This is a genomic window from Streptomyces sp. NPDC107517, from assembly GCF_055582645.1.
Window position 1 is genome coordinate 307,734 of the sequence record NZ_JBVJPM010000008.1, and the last position, 16,080, is coordinate 323,813.

Here is a 16,080-nt window from a genome sequence, read left to right on the forward strand (position 1 = left end):
AACGGACACGCAGACTCTGCACTCTCCCGTCAGGGCGTGTACATGACCTGCTCGGTCAAATCCCCGCTATGTGTCGGACGACCCCTGCGCCTCGTCCGTCCCGTCCGTGTCACCCGCGTCGTCCGACGGCTGCACGTCACGGTCGTCACCGGCGTCGGAAGCCGCCTCGGGAGCATCGGCGGACTCCTCCGCCGGCTCCTCGCCCGGACCGGCAGCCGCCTTTTCCACCGAACCGGCAGCCGCCTTCTCGGCCGGCTCCTCAACCGAATCCGCGGCAGACTTCTCGGCCGGCACCGCAGCCGGCTTCTCAGCCGCCGCCTCGGCCGGCGCCTCGGACACGTCGTCGGCGTCATCCGCCTCGGTCCGCGCCAGCGTCACCACCTCGATCGCCTCCTTGGCGACCGCGAGCAGCTTGGTGTCGTCCGGGGCCTGGTCCTCGGCGTTCTCCGGGTGGTGGCAGGCCACTTGGCGCCCGGGGGCGAGCTGGATCAGCGGCGGTTCGGCCGTCTTGCAGATCTCCGTCGCCTTCCAGCACCGCGTGTGGAAGCGGCAGCCGCTCGGCGGCGAGATCGGCGAGGGCACGTCGCCCTTGAGCAGGATCCGCTCGCTCTTGGCGCCCCGGCGCTTGGGGTCCGGGACGGGCACGGCCGACATCAGGGCCTTGGTGTACGGGTGCATCGGCGACTCGTACAGCGAGGTGCGGTCGGCGAGTTCGACGACCTTGCCGAGGTACATCACCGCGATGCGGTCCGAGACATGACGGACGACGGAGAGGTCATGCGCGATGATCACGTACGTCAGGCCCAGCTCGGACTGCAGGTCGTCCATGAGGTTGACGACCTGCGCCTGGATCGACACGTCGAGCGCGGAGACCGGCTCGTCCGCCACGACCAGCTTCGGCTTGAGCGCGAGCGCGCGGGCGATGCCGATGCGCTGGCGCTGGCCGCCGGAGAACTCGTGCGGGTAGCGGTTGAAGTGCTCCGGGCTGAGGCCCACCAGTTCCAGGAGGCGCTGGACCTCCTTCTTCACCCCGCCCTCGGGCTCCACGCCCTGGAGCCGGAAAGGCGCCGAGACGATCGAGCCGATGGTGTGCCGGGGGTTCAGGGAGCCGTACGGGTCCTGGAAGATCATCTGGATGTCCCGGCGCAGCGGGCGCATGCCCCCCGTGCCGAGGCGCGTGATGTCCCGGCCCTCGAACTCGATCTTGCCGGCGGTGGGTTCGATCAGCTTCGTGATGACCCGGCCCATGGTCGACTTGCCGCAGCCGGACTCGCCGACGACGCCCAGGGTCTCGCCCTTGCGGACCTCGAAGTCGATCCCGTCGACGGCCTTCACCGCCGCGACCTGCCGCTGGAGGATCCCCTTCTTGATCGGGAAGTGCTTGACCAGGCCCTCGACCTTGAGCAGCACCTCGCGGTCCTCGGGGGACGCCGCCTGCGCGGGAACCGTGGCCGCCTTGGTGGCCGCCCCGGTGTCCGCCTTCTTCGTCTCGCTCACGGGCTCACTCACAGCTTCGGCGCAATCTCTTCGGTCCAGATCCGCGTACGGTCCTCCGGGCTGAGGTGGCAGGCGGAGAAGTGGTCGCTGCCGACCTCGTGCAGCTCGGGCCGCTGGGTGCGGGTGATGCCGCCCTTGGGCAGGTCCGCGTACGGGCAGCGCGGGTGGAAGGCGCAGCCCGAGGGGACGTTGATGAGGGACGGCGGCTGGCCCTTGACGGGGATGAGCCGCTCGGTCTGCTCACGGTCGATGCGCGGCATCGATCCGAGCAGGCCCCAGGTGTACGGGTGCTGCGGCTCGGCGAAGATCTTGTCGACGGGACCGCGCTCCACGCAGCGACCGCCGTACATGACCAGGACCTGGTCGGCGATCTCGGCGACGACACCCAGGTCGTGGGTGATGAGGACGACCGCGGACTCGAACTCCTTCTGCAGGTCCCGGATCAGGTCGAGGATCTGCGCCTGGACGGTGACGTCGAGGGCGGTGGTCGGCTCGTCCGCGATGAGCAGCTGCGGGTTGTTCGCCAGCGACATCGCGATCATCGCGCGCTGGCGCATACCGCCGGAGAACTCGTGCGGGTAGCTGTCGACGCGCTTGGCCGGCTCGGGGATGCCCACGCGGTCGAGCAGTTCGACGGCCCGCTTGCGCGCGACCTTCTTGTTCACGTCGTTGTGGACGCGGTACGCCTCCACGATCTGGTTGCCGACCGTGTAGTACGGGTGCATCGCGGACAGCGGATCCTGGAAGATCATCGCCATCTCGCGGCCGCGCAGCCGGCGCACGTCGTCCGGGGCGGCCTCGATCAGCTCCTTGCCGTCGAGCCAGACCTCGCCAGACATCCGCACGTTCTTGCCGCGCGCGCCGAGCCGGTGCAGGCCCATGATCGCCAGCGAGGTCACGGACTTGCCGGACCCGGACTCGCCCACGATGGACAGGGTCTGGCCCTTCTCCAGCTTGAAGCTGAGCCCGTCGACGGACTTGACCAGGCCGTCGTCGGTCGGGAAGTGCACCTTGAGGTCGCGCACTTCGAGGAAGGCGGTCGGGGGCTCGGCCGGGCCCGCGGCCACCGGCTCGCCCACGGCGGCACCGGTTTTGGACAGTTCGGTCACGAGAGCCTCACCCGCGGGTCGGCGGCGGCGTAGAGAAGGTCCACCAGGAGATTGCAGAAGACGACGAAGAACGCGGCGAGCAGGGTCACGCCGAGCACCTTGGGCAGGTCGTTGTCGGTGATGCCCTGTACCGCGTACTCACCGATGCCGTGCAGCGAGAACACGTTCTCGGTGATCACGGCGCCGCCGAGCAGCAGACCGACGTCCATGCCGAACACGGTGACGATCGGGGTGAGTGCGGCGCGCAGGCCGTGCCGGCCCACCACCGTGCGCTCGCGCAGCCCCTTGGCGCGCGCGGTGCGGATGAAGTCCTCGTTCATCGTCTCCAGCATCCCCGAGCGGGTCAGTCTGGCGTAGATGGCGGAGTACAGCAGAGCGAGTGAACACCAGGCCGGGAAGAGGGTGTTGGCCCACTGCGCCGGATTTTCCGTGAACGGTACGTATGTTCGCCCGAAGATCGGAATCTGATAGGTGAAGACGAGCAGCGCCAGCTGGCCCGTGAAGAAGATGGGCAGCGAGACACCGGCGAGGGCGACACCCATGAAGGCACGGTCGAAGAACGATCCGGGCTTGAGTGCCGAGATCACACCCACCGTGACGCCGGACACCAGCCAGATGACGGCGGCGCCCGCGGCGAGTGACAGGGTGATGGGCAGCCGGTCGGTCAGCTCGGGCCACACCGCGACGTGGTTCTTGAAGGAGTAGCCGAAGCACGGCGCGTTGCAGTGGACCGTGGTGGGGCCGAGGTCGTAGGTGGACCCCGCGAAGATCCCCTTGATGAAGTGCCAGTACTGGATGTAGACGGGCTCGTCCAGGCCGAGGTTGTGCTTGACCGCCGCGATGTCCGAGGCCGAGGGACTCTTGCCGATGTACTGCTGCGCGAGCTGGTCGGCGGACTGGCCGGCGATTCTCGGCAGCAGGAAAAAGATACAGAACGTGACCGCGGTGACGACCAGCAACAGGATCACTGCCGCGATCAGCCGGCGGATGATGTACGAGATCACGGGGACCGGCGCTGGTGCCCGCGGACCGTGCGGCCCGCGGGCACCAATGCCTTCACCTGCCTTCCGGGGCTGCTACTTCTTCGTGGTGCCGATGTTGAGGTAGTCGTACTGCCCGCTGAAGGCGGCCGTGGACACCAGGTTGGTGGCGTACGGCGAGCGGTACATCAGGACCTTGAAGTACGTCAGCGGGACGAGCGCCGCGTCATCCATGGCCTGCTTGTCGATCTGCGCGTACAGCTTGTTGCGCGTGGCCTCGTCGGGCGCCGCGATGGCCTCGGCGAGCATCGAGTCGACCTTCTTGTCCTCGAGCTGCGACAGGGCGGTGTTGCCGGAGTCGCCGATCGCCTTGCTGTTCAGGATCTGCTGCAGGAAGCCGTAGCCGGACGGCCAGTCGGCGCCCCACTGCATCATCATGATGCCGACGTTGTTCTTCTGGTTGAACTTCGGGACACCGGCGTAGTCGGTGAAGTACTTGCCCGACGGGTACTGCTTCAGGCTGGCGTTGATGCCGACCTTCTTCAGCGACTCGATGAGCGCCTGGGCGCCGGAGACTTCCTCGTCACGGTCGCTGCGCGCCGTGATCGTGGTGTTGATCGTCTTCTCGCCACAGGCCTTCAGGGCGTCCTTGGCCTTGGCGACGTCACCCTTGTTGCCGCTGGTGGCGTAGACGTCTTCCTTGGCGTAGCCCGTGATGTCCGGGGGCAGGACCGTCGTGGCGACGTCGCCGCGGATGGGGCCGCCCTGAGCGGTCTGCACCGAGACCTTGTCGATCGCGTACTCGACGGCCTTGCGGCAGTCGACGTTCGTGAACGGCTTCAGCTTGGTGTTGATCGCCGCGTAGACGAGACGGCCGCCGTAGGCGTTGTCCGTGTTCCCCATCTTCGACTTGTCGTTGACCAGCTGCGCCTGCGTCTGGGTGTCGACGCCCTTGCCCTGCATGTCGATCAGGGTGTCGCCGGACTGCAGGTCCTTGTCGATCGTCTGCTGGTTGACCTTCAGGTTGACGACGATCTTGTCCGGGTACTGCTTGCGCAGCGGGTCCGTCTTCGGGTCGAAGTTCTTGTTGCGGACCAGGACGGCCTGCTTGCCCTCCTGGTAGCTCTGGAACTGGTACGAGCCCGAGGAGACGATGTGCTTGACGTAGTCGATGCCGTCGTCCTTGGCCTGCGGCACCGGCGCGGTCTGCGGCGTGGCGACCAGGTAGTCGAACTCCTGGAAGGCCTGGTTCAGGTGGAAGACGATGGTGGTGTCGTCCGGCGTCTCGATGGACTTGAGGCCCTCGGCGCTCTTGTCCTTGTACGGACCCTTGTACTTCTCGCCGCCCTTGAGGAACTGCTGGAAGTAGTTCGGGCCGAGGGAGAGCACGTCACGCGCGAAGTTCGAGCGCTCGACGGCGTACTTGACGTCCTTGGACGTGATCGGCGATCCGTCCTGGTACTTGAGACCCTTGCGGATCGTGTACGTCCAGGTCTTGCCGCCGTCGCTCTGCTTGCCGGGCGCGGAGGCCAGGTCGGGCACGAGCGTGTTGCCCTTCTCGCCGGCGTCCGGCTTGAAGGTCATCAGCGGGCGCGCGTAGAGCCGGCTGAAGTTGTACATGTAGGCGTAGTACGTGTTACCCGGGTCGAACGAGTCGGGGACGTCCGACATCGCGTAGGTGACCGTGCCGCCCTTCTTCGTCGAGGCGTTGACGACATCCTTCGTGGCGGCGTTCGCACCGGCCGACTTGTTGCCGCCGTCCGAGCCGTCGTCGGCCTTGCTGCAGCCGGCGAGCAACATGCTCACGCTGCCGATGGCCGCAACAGCGGCAAGTGATGACCTTCGCATGATGGTCGGAATCCCCTCCATTGTCGGAAACTTGTGGAGCTCTCTGTGCGGCCTGAGTCAGCGACTGCGCGGGTCGAGAGCGTCGCGGAGACCGTCACCGAGCAGGTTGAACGCGAGCACGGTGACGAAGATGGCGAGGCCCGGAACGATCATGTACTGCGGATCGACCTGGAAGTAGTCGACGGCCTGGTTGAGCATGCCGCCCCAGGAGGCCTGCGGCGGCTGGATGCCCACGCCCAGGAAGCTGAGCGACGCCTCGAAGATGATGTTCGTCGGGATCAGCAGGGTCGAGTAGACGATGATCGGCGCGACGAGGTTGGGCATCAGTTCCCGGAACAGGATGTACGGGCCTCGCGCGCCCATCCCGCGGGCCGCGTCCACGAACTCCCGCTCGCGCAGCGCCAGGGTCTGGCCGCGCACGATGCGGCCCAGGTAGGGCCAGTTGAAGAAGCCGATCACGAAGATCAGCACGCAGATGTGCAGCGGCAGCCCGTTCAGACCGAACGCTCCGCCCTGGAGGGTCGCGGAGATCGAGATCGCGAACAGCAGCAGCGGGAACGCCAGGAAGGTGTCCATCATGCGGCTGATGACCGAGTCGACCCGGCCTCCGTAGTACCCGGCGACGACGCCGAGGATCGCCCCGATCACGTTCGACAGGACGGTCGCGCCGAAGGCGACGACGAGTGAGACCCAGGACCCTTCGAGGATGCGCGCGAAGATGTCACGGCCGAACTTCGGTTCCACACCGAGGGGATGGTCGCCGCTCATGCCGCCGAAATCGCCCTTGGGGAGCGAGCTGCTGGGGTCGATCAGGTCCTGGTGGAACGTGTTCGGGTCGAGGCCGAAGAGGTGCTGGAGGGGCCGCGCCAAGGCGGCGATGAGGATCAGCAGGATGACGACGACGCCGCCGGCGACGGCGATCTTGTCCTTCTTGAAGCGGTTCCAGGCGATACGCCCGAGGGAGCGCCCCTCGATCTGCTGCCCCTTGGTGCCGGCGAGTACAGCCTCGGGCTGCACCTCGGCCTGGGCCCCAGTGGTCTCGATCGGTGCGGTCACGGTGTGGTTGACCCCTCTCGGCCGACGGTGGCCGGCCCACGCCCGCCGCGGTAGCGGCTTGATCCTGTTTCACACGCTGGACAGTCCGGGGGCATGGCCTCGTTGTTGACTGTTCAGCTCGTACACAGAGTCGAAACCCCGTGTCTGCAGGGAGTCTTCAATGCGCCCGTGACCAGCCGCCAGCCCTCACCGTGAAAGGTTGCGCAACCGTGATGAGGCGGCAGGCGTGCAGTATGCGGACGTGGGAACCGGCTGAGCGGACAATTCACTCCGGCCCGACAGGGCTTCGTCGAGTCCGGAATGCGACACGGTGACCGATGTGGCGAGAATGCCCGGGTGGCGCGCCAACTCGCCCTGAAACGGAGCGAAATGGGGCCGGGTCAACCCTGATATTTCCGGCGGCAGTTGGAGCGAGGCCCGCGGTGAACGGTTTCAGTACGTCCCGTGCGGCGGCGGGTACCCGTACCCCGCGACGGGGGCGGCCGCGGGCGGGGCCGCGTGGGCCTCGCGGTCGTAGAACGGGCGGGCGTTGGCGCGCAGCCACATGGCGACGGGGTCGTGTTCGTCGGACATCGCGACCGTGGAGACGGGCAGCCCGTCGGGCACGGCGACGACCGACTGCTGCATCATCGCGCGCACCGCGTCCACGGACACCGGCGACGTGTCGTACACATCGAGGCCGATCGCCAGATAGGGCGCGCCGAGCGTCGGCTGGACCCAGGCGCGGCGCAGCGAGCGGATCGCGGTGGTGCGGTGCGCGTTCTGCGTGAGCAGGGCGTAGAACTGGGGGATCTCGATGGCGGGGTCGCTCAGGCGCAGCGGCCCGGCGGGCTGGCGGTCGAGGCCGCCCGCGATGCGGCGCAGGTCGAGCCACGGGATGCCGACGCCGCCGCCGGGCGCATGCGGGTTGAGCCAGAGGCCGTAGTGGTCGGGGTAGAGCGTGCGGGCCGCGTCGACCCCGCCGACGACCTCGTACGCGCGACTCCAGCCGGAGGCGGACAGCTCCTGGGCGGAGGTGACGCAGGGGGCGTACGAGAAGCCGTCGACCTCCATGTTCCCGTACTGCGCGTCGGGGGAACCGGCCTGGCCGTGCCAGAGCAGCATCCACACCTGACCGGCGCCCGGGTCCGCGAGCGCGTTGAGCAGCGCCTCGTAGGCGTCGTAACGCCCCGGCGTCACCTGGCGCAGCATGTGCTCGACCTGACCGGCCGCGGCCGTGCCCGACGCACTCACCCGTAACCGCCCCTTCGCGACGTACCCGACGATTTCGACCCGCCCCCCGTGGCGGGATCGCCCAGACAGGTCATGAAACCAGCTTAAGCGGCGATCCTGGCAGCGACTTGACGTACGCGCGGTCGACCAATTTCCCGAGTTTCCCGAGTTTCCCCGAACGGGGATCGGCGCGGGGCTTTCAGTGACCGTGCGTGTAGAACGGCCGCAGCGTGGCGCGCATCCAGTCACCGACCGGGTCCTGGGTGATGTCGAGCAGGACGAGGTTCACCGGCCAGGGCGCGGGAGCCCGGCCGAGGGCGCGACCCAGGGCGTCCATGGGCAGGTTGCGCGCAGGGCCCTCCCACTGCGACAGCTCGACGCCGACGAAGAGGAGGGGGTCGCCGCCCTCGACGCTGGCGAGGCAGCGGCGGGCGGTCAGGACGACGCCGGACGCCTCGAACTCCTCGCGCACGGCGGCCAGGAAGTCGACCGGGTCGTCCTGCCAGTCGGGCTCGTAGAGGCTGACCCGGCCGCCCGTGGCGGGCCCGTCCAGCGGCGTACGGCCGGACTTGCACAGCTCGGCGACGGCGGGCGGGGGCAGCGGGACGCCGACGGCGCCGTCCGGATTCACCGCGATGCCGACCTGCGGGGGCAGCCCGCGCGCGAACTCGACGGCCGGCGCGACCGTGCAGCCCATCCGGTCGCCGACGACCGCGAGGAACTGCTCCTCGGAGCTGAAGACGGGCACATAGGCCTGGCCCTCGATCTCCAGCGTCGGCAGGTCGAGGTTCGGGCTGCCGGGTCCGCCGCCCTGGGGCAGCGGTATCCACACCTGGCTGCGCCCGAGGACCTCGACGATCCGGCCGCCCGCCGAGTCGACCCCGAGGGAGGCGGCGAGCACCTCCTCGAGCTCGTTGGCCGGCCACCCGCCGTACGGATGTGCGTGAGCCTGCGCCGGAATGTCCATGTGCCTACCACCCGCTCTGGAACCGCTCTGTCTGCGGCCGAACCCTAGCGCGTACGACTGACAGAACACCCTCCGCGTCCGCATGAATACAGAGGGTCGCCGCCGGTCAACTCCCCTCGAACCCGATCCCGTTCAGCACATCCGTCGCGTCCCGGTCCAGCAGCACCGCGGACGCGCAGCCCCACGGCAGGTCACCGCGCTCGGCGGACTCCACCAGGCCCGCGACCGCGCGGCGGTGCCGGGCGAACGCGTAGCGCGAGACCCCGCGGCCGCGGTCCCGCTGGCCCGCGAGCGCCGTGTCCGCGTCGACGTCGAGCAGCATCAGATGCAGGTCCGCGCCGCGCCGCCCGGCCTCCTTGGCCAGCCAGCGCCGCACCCAGCGCTGCGTGCCGCAGTCGTGCAGGACGACGCTGCCTCCCGAGCGCAGGGCCCGCCGCAGCCCGGCGAAGTGCGCGAGCCGCACGAGCGGGCGGTACACGGCGTACGGGAGCAGCCGCGGCAGCCGGGCCGCCCAGCGGTCACGCGTGTCCTGCGAGTCGATGCGCACGGCTCCCCCGGCACCGACCACGCGGCGCATCAGCGTGGACTTGCCACTGCCCGGGAGCCCCGAGACCACGATCAGGTCACCCCGCGCGAAGCCGAGGCGCCTCGGCGTGCGGCCGCCTCTGCCACGCAGATCCCTGACGACCGGACCGCGCCCTGTCACCGCCCCGGGGCGGGGCACAGCGCGCTGCCCGACCCCTGCCGCCGCGTACGCGCCCGCCGCTGCCTTGTGCACCGTGATCGTCCTCCCCGTTCCGGTCACGCCACCCTTGCCCGTCAAGTGTAAAGAGACGGTAATGCCCTACAAGTGGTTTCCCCGTGCGGTCGGCATGCAATGATGTGCGCGCCAAGAGCACGAACCAACTGCATACCGGCCGCTTGAATCCGCGCGGGAGAGCTCCCCGGACGCCTACGCGTCCCCGGGGGCGCCGAAGGAGCAAGTTCCTCCCTTGAATCTCTCAGGCCCCGTACCGCGCGGGCGAGGCATATCTGAAAAGCGGGCGGCCCTCGGCCGCTCCACCCAAGGTGCAAGCCGCGACCACCTCTACGTGTGGCGCCGGCGAACCTCTCAGGTTCCGATGACAGATGGGGAGGGAGACCATCGCCCTCGTCTGTCATGCCTGGGATCCTGGAGCACCACTCATGAGCAACATTTCCCGTAAGACCGCGCTCGACGCCCTGCACCGCTCGCTGGGCGCGACGATGACCGACTTCGCGGGCTGGGACATGCCGCTGCGCTACGGCAGCGAGCGCGACGAGCACATCGCGGTCCGCACCAAGGCGGGCCTCTTCGACCTCTCGCACATGGGCGAGATCACCGTCACCGGGCCGCAGGCCGTCGATCTCCTCGACTACGCCCTCGTCGGCAACATGTCCACGATCGGCCCCGGCCGCGCCCGCTACACCATGATCTGCCAGGAGGACGGCGGGATCGTCGACGACCTGATCGTCTACCGCCTGGGCGACGAGGGCGGCCTTCCCCGGTACATGGTCGTCGCCAACGCGGGCAACGCGCAGATCGTCCTCGACGCGATCACCGAGCGCGCCGCCGGCTTCGACGCCGAGGTCCGTGACGACCGTGACGCCTACGCGCTGATCGCCGTCCAGGGCCCCGAGTCCCCCGGCATCCTGAAGTCCCTCACGGACGCCGACCTCGACGGCCTCAAGTACTACGCGGGCCTGCCCGGCACCGTCGCCGGCGTCCCGGCCCTCATCGCCCGCACCGGCTACACCGGCGAGGACGGCTTCGAGCTGTTCGTCGCCCCGGAGCACGCCGAGAAGCTGTGGCAGGCACTGACCGACGCGGGCGCGCCGGCCGGGCTCGTCCCCGCCGGCCTCTCCTGCCGCGACACGCTGCGCCTGGAGGCCGGCATGCCGCTGTACGGGCACGAGCTGACGACGGCGCTGACCCCCTTCGACGCCGGTCTCGGCCGCGTCGTGAAGTTCGAGAAGACGGGCAACGAGGGCCGCTTCGTGGGCCGCGAGGCGCTCGAGGCCGCCGCCGAGCGCGCCGAGACCGCCCCGCCGCGCAAGCTCGTCGGCCTGATCGCCGAGGGCCGCCGCGTACCGCGCGCCGGGATGTCCGTGGTCGCCGGCGGCCAGGTGATCGGCGAGGTCACCTCCGGCGCCCCCTCCCCCACGCTCGGCAAGCCGATCGCCATCGCCTACGTGGACGCGTCGCACGCCGCCCCCGGCACCGAGGGCGTCGGCGTCGACATCCGCGGCGCCCACGAGCCGTACGAGGTCGTGGCGCTGCCGTTCTACAAGCGCCAGAAGTAACCCGACCGGTCCTCACGGGGCCGCCGGAAGTAACCCAGCGCACACCCCCCTCGTTCCGCAGCACCCACCCGCGTACAGGAGAATTCAGATCATGAGCAACCCCCAGCAGCTGCGCTACAGCAAGGAGCACGAGTGGCTGTCGGGCGCCGAGGACGGCGTCTCGACGGTCGGCATCACCGAGTTCGCGGCCAACGCGCTCGGCGATGTCGTCTACGCCCAGCTCCCCGAGGTCGGTGACACGGTGACCGCGGGCGAGACCTGCGGCGAGCTCGAGTCGACCAAGTCCGTCAGCGACCTGTACTCCCCGGTAACCGGCGAGGTCGTCGAGGCGAACCAGGACGTCGTGGACGACCCGTCGCTGGTGAACTCCGCCCCGTTCGAGGGCGGCTGGCTGTTCAAGGTCCGCATCTCGGATGAGCCGAAGGACCTGCTCTCCGCGGACGAGTACGACGCGTTCTCCGGCTCCGGCAACTAGGGACACCACTTCCATGTCGCTCATGAACACCCCGCTGCACGAGCTCGACCCGGACGTCGCCGCCGCGCTCGACGCCGAGCTGCTCCGCCAGCAGTCCACCCTCGAGATGATCGCGTCGGAGAACTTCGCTCCGGTCGCCGTCATGGAGGCCCAGGGCTCGGTCCTGACCAACAAGTACGCCGAGGGCTACCCCGGCCGGCGCTACTACGGCGGCTGCGAGCACGTCGACGTCACCGAGCAGATCGCCATCGACCGGGTCAAGGACCTCTTCGGCGCCGAGTACGCCAACGTCCAGCCCCACTCCGGCGCCTCCGCCAACCAGGCCGCCCTCTTCGCGCTCGCCAAGCCCGGCGACACGATCCTCGGCCTGGACCTCGCCCACGGCGGCCACCTCACCCACGGCATGCGCCTGAACTTCTCCGGCAAGCAGTTCGACGTGGTCGCGTACCACGTCGACGAGGCCGGTCTCGTGGACATGGCCGAGGTCGAGCGCCTCGCCAAGGAGCACCGCCCCAAGGTGATCATCGCGGGCTGGTCCGCCTACCCGCGCCAGCTGGACTTCGCCGCCTTCCGTCGCATCGCGGACGAGACCGGCGCCTACCTGTGGGTCGACATGGCCCACTTCGCCGGACTCGTCGCGGCCGGGCTGCACCCCAACCCGGTCGAGTACGCGGACGTGGTCACCTCCACCACGCACAAGACGCTCGGCGGGCCGCGCGGCGGGATCATCCTCGCGAAGAAGGACTTCGCGAAGAAGCTGAACTCGTCCGTCTTCCCCGGCTTCCAGGGCGGCCCCCTGGAGCACGTGATCGCCGCCAAGGCCGTCTCCTTCAAGGTCGCCGCGAGCGAGGACTTCAAGGAGCGCCAGCAGCGCACCGTCGAGGGCGCCCAGATCCTTGCCGCCCGTCTGACCTCGGACGACGCCCGCGCCACCGGCGTGAACGTGCTGTCCGGCGGCACCGACGTGCACCTGGTCCTGGTCGACCTGCGCGAGTCCGATCTGGACGGCCAGCAGGCCGAGGACCGGCTCCACGAGGTCGGCATCACGGTCAACCGCAACGCCGTCCCGAACGACCCGCGTCCCCCGATGGTCACCTCGGGCCTGCGGATCGGCACCCCGGCCCTGGCCACCCGTGGCTTCCAGGCCGAGGACTTCACCGAGGTCGCCGACATCATCGCCGAGGCGCTGAAGCCGGAATACGACGCGGCGTCCCTCAAGGCCCGCGTCACGGCGCTCGCCGACAAGTACCCCCTGTACCCCGGCCTGAAGTAGTTTCGTACGCATTTGTACGTATGAAATTTCGGGGCACCGCGCACACTGGACAGTGAGAGCGGTGCCCCGCCCCGTTCAGCCCCTGCGCACGACCCGGCAGACAACGGCGTCCGCCGAAACCCACCTAGGAGTTCCCCGTGGCCATCTCGGTCTTCGACCTGTTCTCGATCGGCATCGGCCCGTCCAGCTCCCACACGGTCGGCCCGATGCGGGCGGCCCGCATGTTCGCGCGCCGCCTGAAGAACGAGGGCCTGCTCGCCCACACCGCCGCGATACGCGCCGAGCTCTACGGGTCCCTCGGCGCCACCGGACACGGCCACGGCACCCCCAAGGCGGTCCTGCTCGGCCTGGAGGGCGACTCGCCCCGCACCGTCGACGTGGAGAAGGCCGACGACCGCGTCGAGGCGATCAAGGCTTCCGGGAAGCTCAGCCTGCTCGGCGTCCACGAGATCCCGTTCAGCTTCGACGACGATCTGGTCCTGCACCGCCGCAAGGCACTCCCGTACCACGCCAACGGCATGACGATCTTCGCCTACGACCACGAGGGCGCCCTCGTCCTGGAGAAGACGTACTACTCGGTGGGCGGCGGCTTCGTCGTCGACGAGGACGCCGTGGCCGGCGAGAACCCGATCGTGCCCGACGACACGGTCCTCAAGTACCCCTTCCGCACCGGCGACGAGCTGCTCCGCCTCACCGAGGAGACCGGCCTGTCCATCTCCGCGCTGATGCTGGAGAACGAGAAGGCCTGGCGCACCGAGGACGAGATCCGCTCCGGACTCCTCGACATCTGGCGCGTCATGCAGGCCTGCGTCTCGCGCGGCATGTCCCGCGAGGGCATCCTGCCCGGCGGCCTCAAGGTCCGCCGCCGTGCCGCGAACTCGGCGCGCCAGCTGCGCGCCGAGGGCGACCCGATGGCCCGCGCCATGGAGTGGATCACCCTCTACGCGATGGCCGTCAACGAGGAGAACGCCGCGGGCGGCCGTGTCGTGACCGCGCCCACCAACGGCGCCGCGGGCATCATCCCCGCGGTCCTGCACTACTACGTCAACTTCGTGCCCGGCGCCGACGAAGAGGGCGTCGTCCGCTTCATGCTCTCCGCGGGCGCCATCGGCATGCTCTTCAAGGAGAACGCCTCCATCTCCGGCGCGGAGGTCGGCTGCCAGGGCGAGGTCGGCTCCGCCTGCTCGATGGCCGCGGGCGCGCTCGCCGAGGTCCTCGGCGGCACCCCCGAGCAGGTCGAGAACGCCGCCGAGATCGGCATGGAGCACAACCTCGGCCTGACCTGCGACCCCGTCGGCGGCCTCGTCCAGATCCCCTGCATCGAGCGCAACGGCATGGCCGCCGCGAAGGCCGTCACCGCGGCCCGTATGGCCCTGCGCGGCGACGGCCGCCACCATGTCTCCCTCGACAAGGTCATCAAGACCATGAAGGAGACCGGCGCCGACATGTCCGTCAAGTACAAGGAGACGGCGCGGGGCGGCCTCGCCGTCAACATCATCGAGTGCTGACGATCAGCGGGGCTGAGGGCGGCGGCAGTCACAGGGTCGCCGTCGTGCCCTCCCCCGCCCCGCTTCCCGCGAGCCACTGGTCCCAGCTCAGGTTGAACGCCGCGTAGCCGTTGTCGGCCGGAGCCTTGGCACGCGGCGAGCCCGTGATCGTGACGGGGTCGCCCTGCTTGACCTGGCGGTAGAACCACTTGGCGTCGGACAGCGACAGGTGGACGCAGCCGTGCGAGCCACGGGCCGAGCCGCTGCCCGGGTTCGGGTCACCGGTCGAGTAGTGGACGTACGTGCCCGACTGCGTGAGGTGGACGTCCCAGGGCAGCGTCAGGTCGTAGTAGTTGGCGCTGCCCTTGTCGCAGCTGATGCCGACGCTGCAGGAGGTCATGTGGACCTTCTCCTGCTTGTCGATGACGGCCATCGTGCCGTTCCAGGTCGGGTACTCGGCGCTGCCCGCGTTGATCGACAGCGTGCGCACGGCCTGGCCGTTCTTGGTGACCTTCATGGTGTGACCGCTGACGGAGACGTCGGCCCGGACGTCGTCGCCGACCGTGAAGGAGTGCGTGTAACCGTGCACGCCGTAGCGGCCGTTGCCGTTGCTGACGCCCTTCATGTCGGCGTCGATCTTCACCTTCGTACCGGAGGGCCAGTACGTCTTCGGGCGCCAGTCCGCGCGCTTGTCCCCGAACCAGTGCCAGGCGCCGGCCACCGGCTGCGACGTGCTGACCTTCATGTGCTGCTCGACGGATGCGCGCGCCTTGGCGGCCACGGGGTTGGTGAAGACCACCGAAATCGGCATCGCCACACCGACCTTGGCGTCGCTCAGCGGAGTGATCGTCTCCAGGAGCATCGGCGGACCCTTGGGCTTCGCCGGCGAGGGCGAGGCGCTCGCGCCCGGCTTACGCGCCTCCTTCCCGTCGTTCCCGCCCGCCGCCTTGCCGCCACCGCCGCCACTGCCGCCGCAGGCGCTCGCGCCCACCAGCGCCGCGACCGTCACGAGCGCGATCCTTATTCCGCCCTTGCGCCGTCCCACGACCTGCCCCACTCTCCGATTCACCCATGCCCCCCAACGGGCCCAACTCACTGTCAGACAGTGACAGGGCTCCGGCAGTTGCAGGGACCCATGTAAAGCGTGTTCCAAGACTGCGGCCACCGAAACGTCCTGGCAGCGCCTCACCGCACGGGCGGATCAACGTGGGGAAAGGGGTGCCCCGACGGGATCGGATCGGGGACGATGGATGTTCGACCTCGTCGCCCCACCGACCAGGAGGCCCGGCATGCTGCGCGGCATCGACGTCAGTTCGTACCAGTCCACGTTCGACACGGAAGGCCTGTCGTTCGTCTTCATCAAAGCAACGGAGGGGCGCTCGTACGTCAATCCACGGCTCACCGCCCAGACGAAGCTGGCGCGTGACGGCGGCTGCGTCGTCGGCTTCTACCACTTCCTGTGGCCGGGCAACCTCACGGCGCAGGCCGAGTACTTCGTGAGCAAGGCCCCGGAGAAGGCGGGGGACTTGCTCGCCGTCGACTGGGAGACGACCGGGGAGGGCACCCACGCGAGCAACGCGGAGAAGGACCGCTTCATCCGCGAGGTGAAGCGCCTGCGCCCCCACCACCGGGTACTGCTCTACACGAACCGCAATTTCTGGCTGAATGTGGATACGACGTCGTACGCCGGTGACGGGCTCTGGATCGCCGACTACACGACGACCGGCAAGCCCCGTATCAAGGCGTCCTGGAAGTTCCATCAGTACACGGACAGTCCGCTCGACAAGGACGTCGCCCAGTTCACCAGCAAGGGCGCGCTGCGGGACTGGGCCACCCCGTGACACGCCCCCGCAC

14 protein-coding genes and 2 riboswitches are annotated in these 16,080 nt (G+C 69.1%); of the genes, 5 read left to right on the forward strand and 9 right to left on the reverse strand.

Translation table 11 applies throughout. The annotated features are described in order from the left end of the window. Positions 1-66: 66 nt before the first annotated feature. The 8 genes from ACZ67T_RS21010 to ACZ67T_RS21045 form a co-directional block, all read right to left on the reverse strand. Complete coding sequence (locus tag ACZ67T_RS21010; RefSeq protein WP_469985868.1) at positions 67-1,497, reverse strand: ABC transporter ATP-binding protein; 1,431 nt, start codon at positions 1,495-1,497, stop codon at positions 67-69. Between the two features lie 8 nt (positions 1,498-1,505). Beyond that, positions 1,506-2,606: an ABC transporter ATP-binding protein gene (locus ACZ67T_RS21015; RefSeq protein WP_469985869.1), complete on the reverse strand. Its 1,101-nt coding sequence runs from the start codon at positions 2,604-2,606 to the stop codon at positions 1,506-1,508. Then, complete coding sequence (locus ACZ67T_RS21020) at positions 2,603-3,610, reverse strand: ABC transporter permease (RefSeq protein WP_469985870.1); 1,008 nt, start codon at positions 3,608-3,610, stop codon at positions 2,603-2,605. Before ACZ67T_RS21020 ends, ACZ67T_RS21015 begins: the two co-directional genes overlap by 4 nt. Positions 3,611-3,682: 72 nt before the next feature. Next, the gene (locus ACZ67T_RS21025; protein ID WP_469985871.1) at positions 3,683-5,434 is read right to left on the reverse strand and encodes an ABC transporter substrate-binding protein; all 1,752 of its coding nucleotides are present in this window, start codon (positions 5,432-5,434) and stop codon (positions 3,683-3,685) included. Between the two features lie 57 nt (positions 5,435-5,491). Next, entirely contained in the window at positions 5,492-6,490 is a 999-nt protein-coding gene (locus ACZ67T_RS21030) for an ABC transporter permease (RefSeq protein WP_469985873.1), read from the reverse strand. Between the two features lie 432 nt (positions 6,491-6,922). After that, positions 6,923-7,723 (reverse strand): enhanced serine sensitivity protein SseB C-terminal domain-containing protein, encoded by an 801-nt coding sequence (locus ACZ67T_RS21035; protein WP_383986260.1) that lies wholly within the window; start codon positions 7,721-7,723, stop codon positions 6,923-6,925. A gap of 178 nt (positions 7,724-7,901) precedes the next feature. Further along, positions 7,902-8,669 carry an enhanced serine sensitivity protein SseB gene (locus ACZ67T_RS21040; RefSeq protein ID WP_469985875.1) on the reverse strand — a complete coding sequence of 256 codons (768 nt, stop codon included), beginning with the start codon at positions 8,667-8,669 and terminating at the stop codon, positions 7,902-7,904. Between the two features lie 106 nt (positions 8,670-8,775). Next, positions 8,776-9,393 (reverse strand): AAA family ATPase, encoded by a 618-nt coding sequence (locus tag ACZ67T_RS21045; protein WP_406111111.1) that lies wholly within the window; start codon positions 9,391-9,393, stop codon positions 8,776-8,778. Positions 9,394-9,591: 198 nt separating this feature from the next. Then, positions 9,592-9,695, forward strand: a riboswitch (glycine riboswitch). After that, a riboswitch (glycine riboswitch) is annotated at positions 9,696-9,807 on the forward strand. A gap of 47 nt (positions 9,808-9,854) precedes the next feature. Between ACZ67T_RS21045 and gcvT the strand changes: the two genes are divergently transcribed. From gcvT to ACZ67T_RS21065, 4 genes are all read left to right on the forward strand, one after another. Beyond that, positions 9,855-10,991 (forward strand): glycine cleavage system aminomethyltransferase GcvT, encoded by a 1,137-nt coding sequence (gene gcvT / locus ACZ67T_RS21050; protein WP_469985876.1) that lies wholly within the window; start codon positions 9,855-9,857, stop codon positions 10,989-10,991. A gap of 91 nt (positions 10,992-11,082) precedes the next feature. After that, on the forward strand, positions 11,083-11,466 hold the full coding sequence (gene gcvH / locus ACZ67T_RS21055) for a glycine cleavage system protein GcvH (RefSeq protein ID WP_469985878.1): 384 nt from the start codon (positions 11,083-11,085) through the stop codon (positions 11,464-11,466). A 13-nt stretch (positions 11,467-11,479) separates the two neighbouring features. Beyond that, positions 11,480-12,739: a serine hydroxymethyltransferase gene (glyA, locus tag ACZ67T_RS21060; RefSeq protein WP_469985880.1), complete on the forward strand. Its 1,260-nt coding sequence runs from the start codon at positions 11,480-11,482 to the stop codon at positions 12,737-12,739. Positions 12,740-12,876: 137 nt separating this feature from the next. Next, complete coding sequence (locus tag ACZ67T_RS21065) at positions 12,877-14,247, forward strand: L-serine ammonia-lyase (RefSeq protein WP_469985881.1); 1,371 nt, start codon at positions 12,877-12,879, stop codon at positions 14,245-14,247. A gap of 28 nt (positions 14,248-14,275) precedes the next feature. Here the strand turns inward: ACZ67T_RS21065 and ACZ67T_RS21070 are convergent, their stop codons facing one another. Next, the gene (locus tag ACZ67T_RS21070; protein ID WP_469985882.1) at positions 14,276-15,271 is read right to left on the reverse strand and encodes a L,D-transpeptidase; all 996 of its coding nucleotides are present in this window, start codon (positions 15,269-15,271) and stop codon (positions 14,276-14,278) included. A gap of 244 nt (positions 15,272-15,515) precedes the next feature. Between ACZ67T_RS21070 and ACZ67T_RS21075 the strand changes: the two genes are divergently transcribed. Further along, positions 15,516-16,067 carry a glycoside hydrolase family 25 protein gene (locus ACZ67T_RS21075; protein ID WP_469985953.1) on the forward strand — a complete coding sequence of 184 codons (552 nt, stop codon included), beginning with the start codon at positions 15,516-15,518 and terminating at the stop codon, positions 16,065-16,067. Positions 16,068-16,080: the final 13 nt, after the last annotated feature.

Coding starts and splice junctions, on each gene's coding strand:
- ACZ67T_RS21040 (WP_469985875.1), bottom strand. CDS start 8,669: ATGGACATTCCGGCGCAGGCTCACGCACATCCGTACGGCGGGTGGCCG.
- ACZ67T_RS21075 (WP_469985953.1), top strand. CDS start 15,516: ATGCTGCGCGGCATCGACGTCAGTTCGTACCAGTCCACGTTCGACACG.
- ACZ67T_RS21025 (WP_469985871.1), bottom strand. CDS start 5,434: ATGCGAAGGTCATCACTTGCCGCTGTTGCGGCCATCGGCAGCGTGAGC.
- gcvT (WP_469985876.1), top strand. CDS start 9,855: ATGAGCAACATTTCCCGTAAGACCGCGCTCGACGCCCTGCACCGCTCG.
- gcvH (WP_469985878.1), top strand. CDS start 11,083: ATGAGCAACCCCCAGCAGCTGCGCTACAGCAAGGAGCACGAGTGGCTG.
- glyA (WP_469985880.1), top strand. CDS start 11,480: ATGTCGCTCATGAACACCCCGCTGCACGAGCTCGACCCGGACGTCGCC.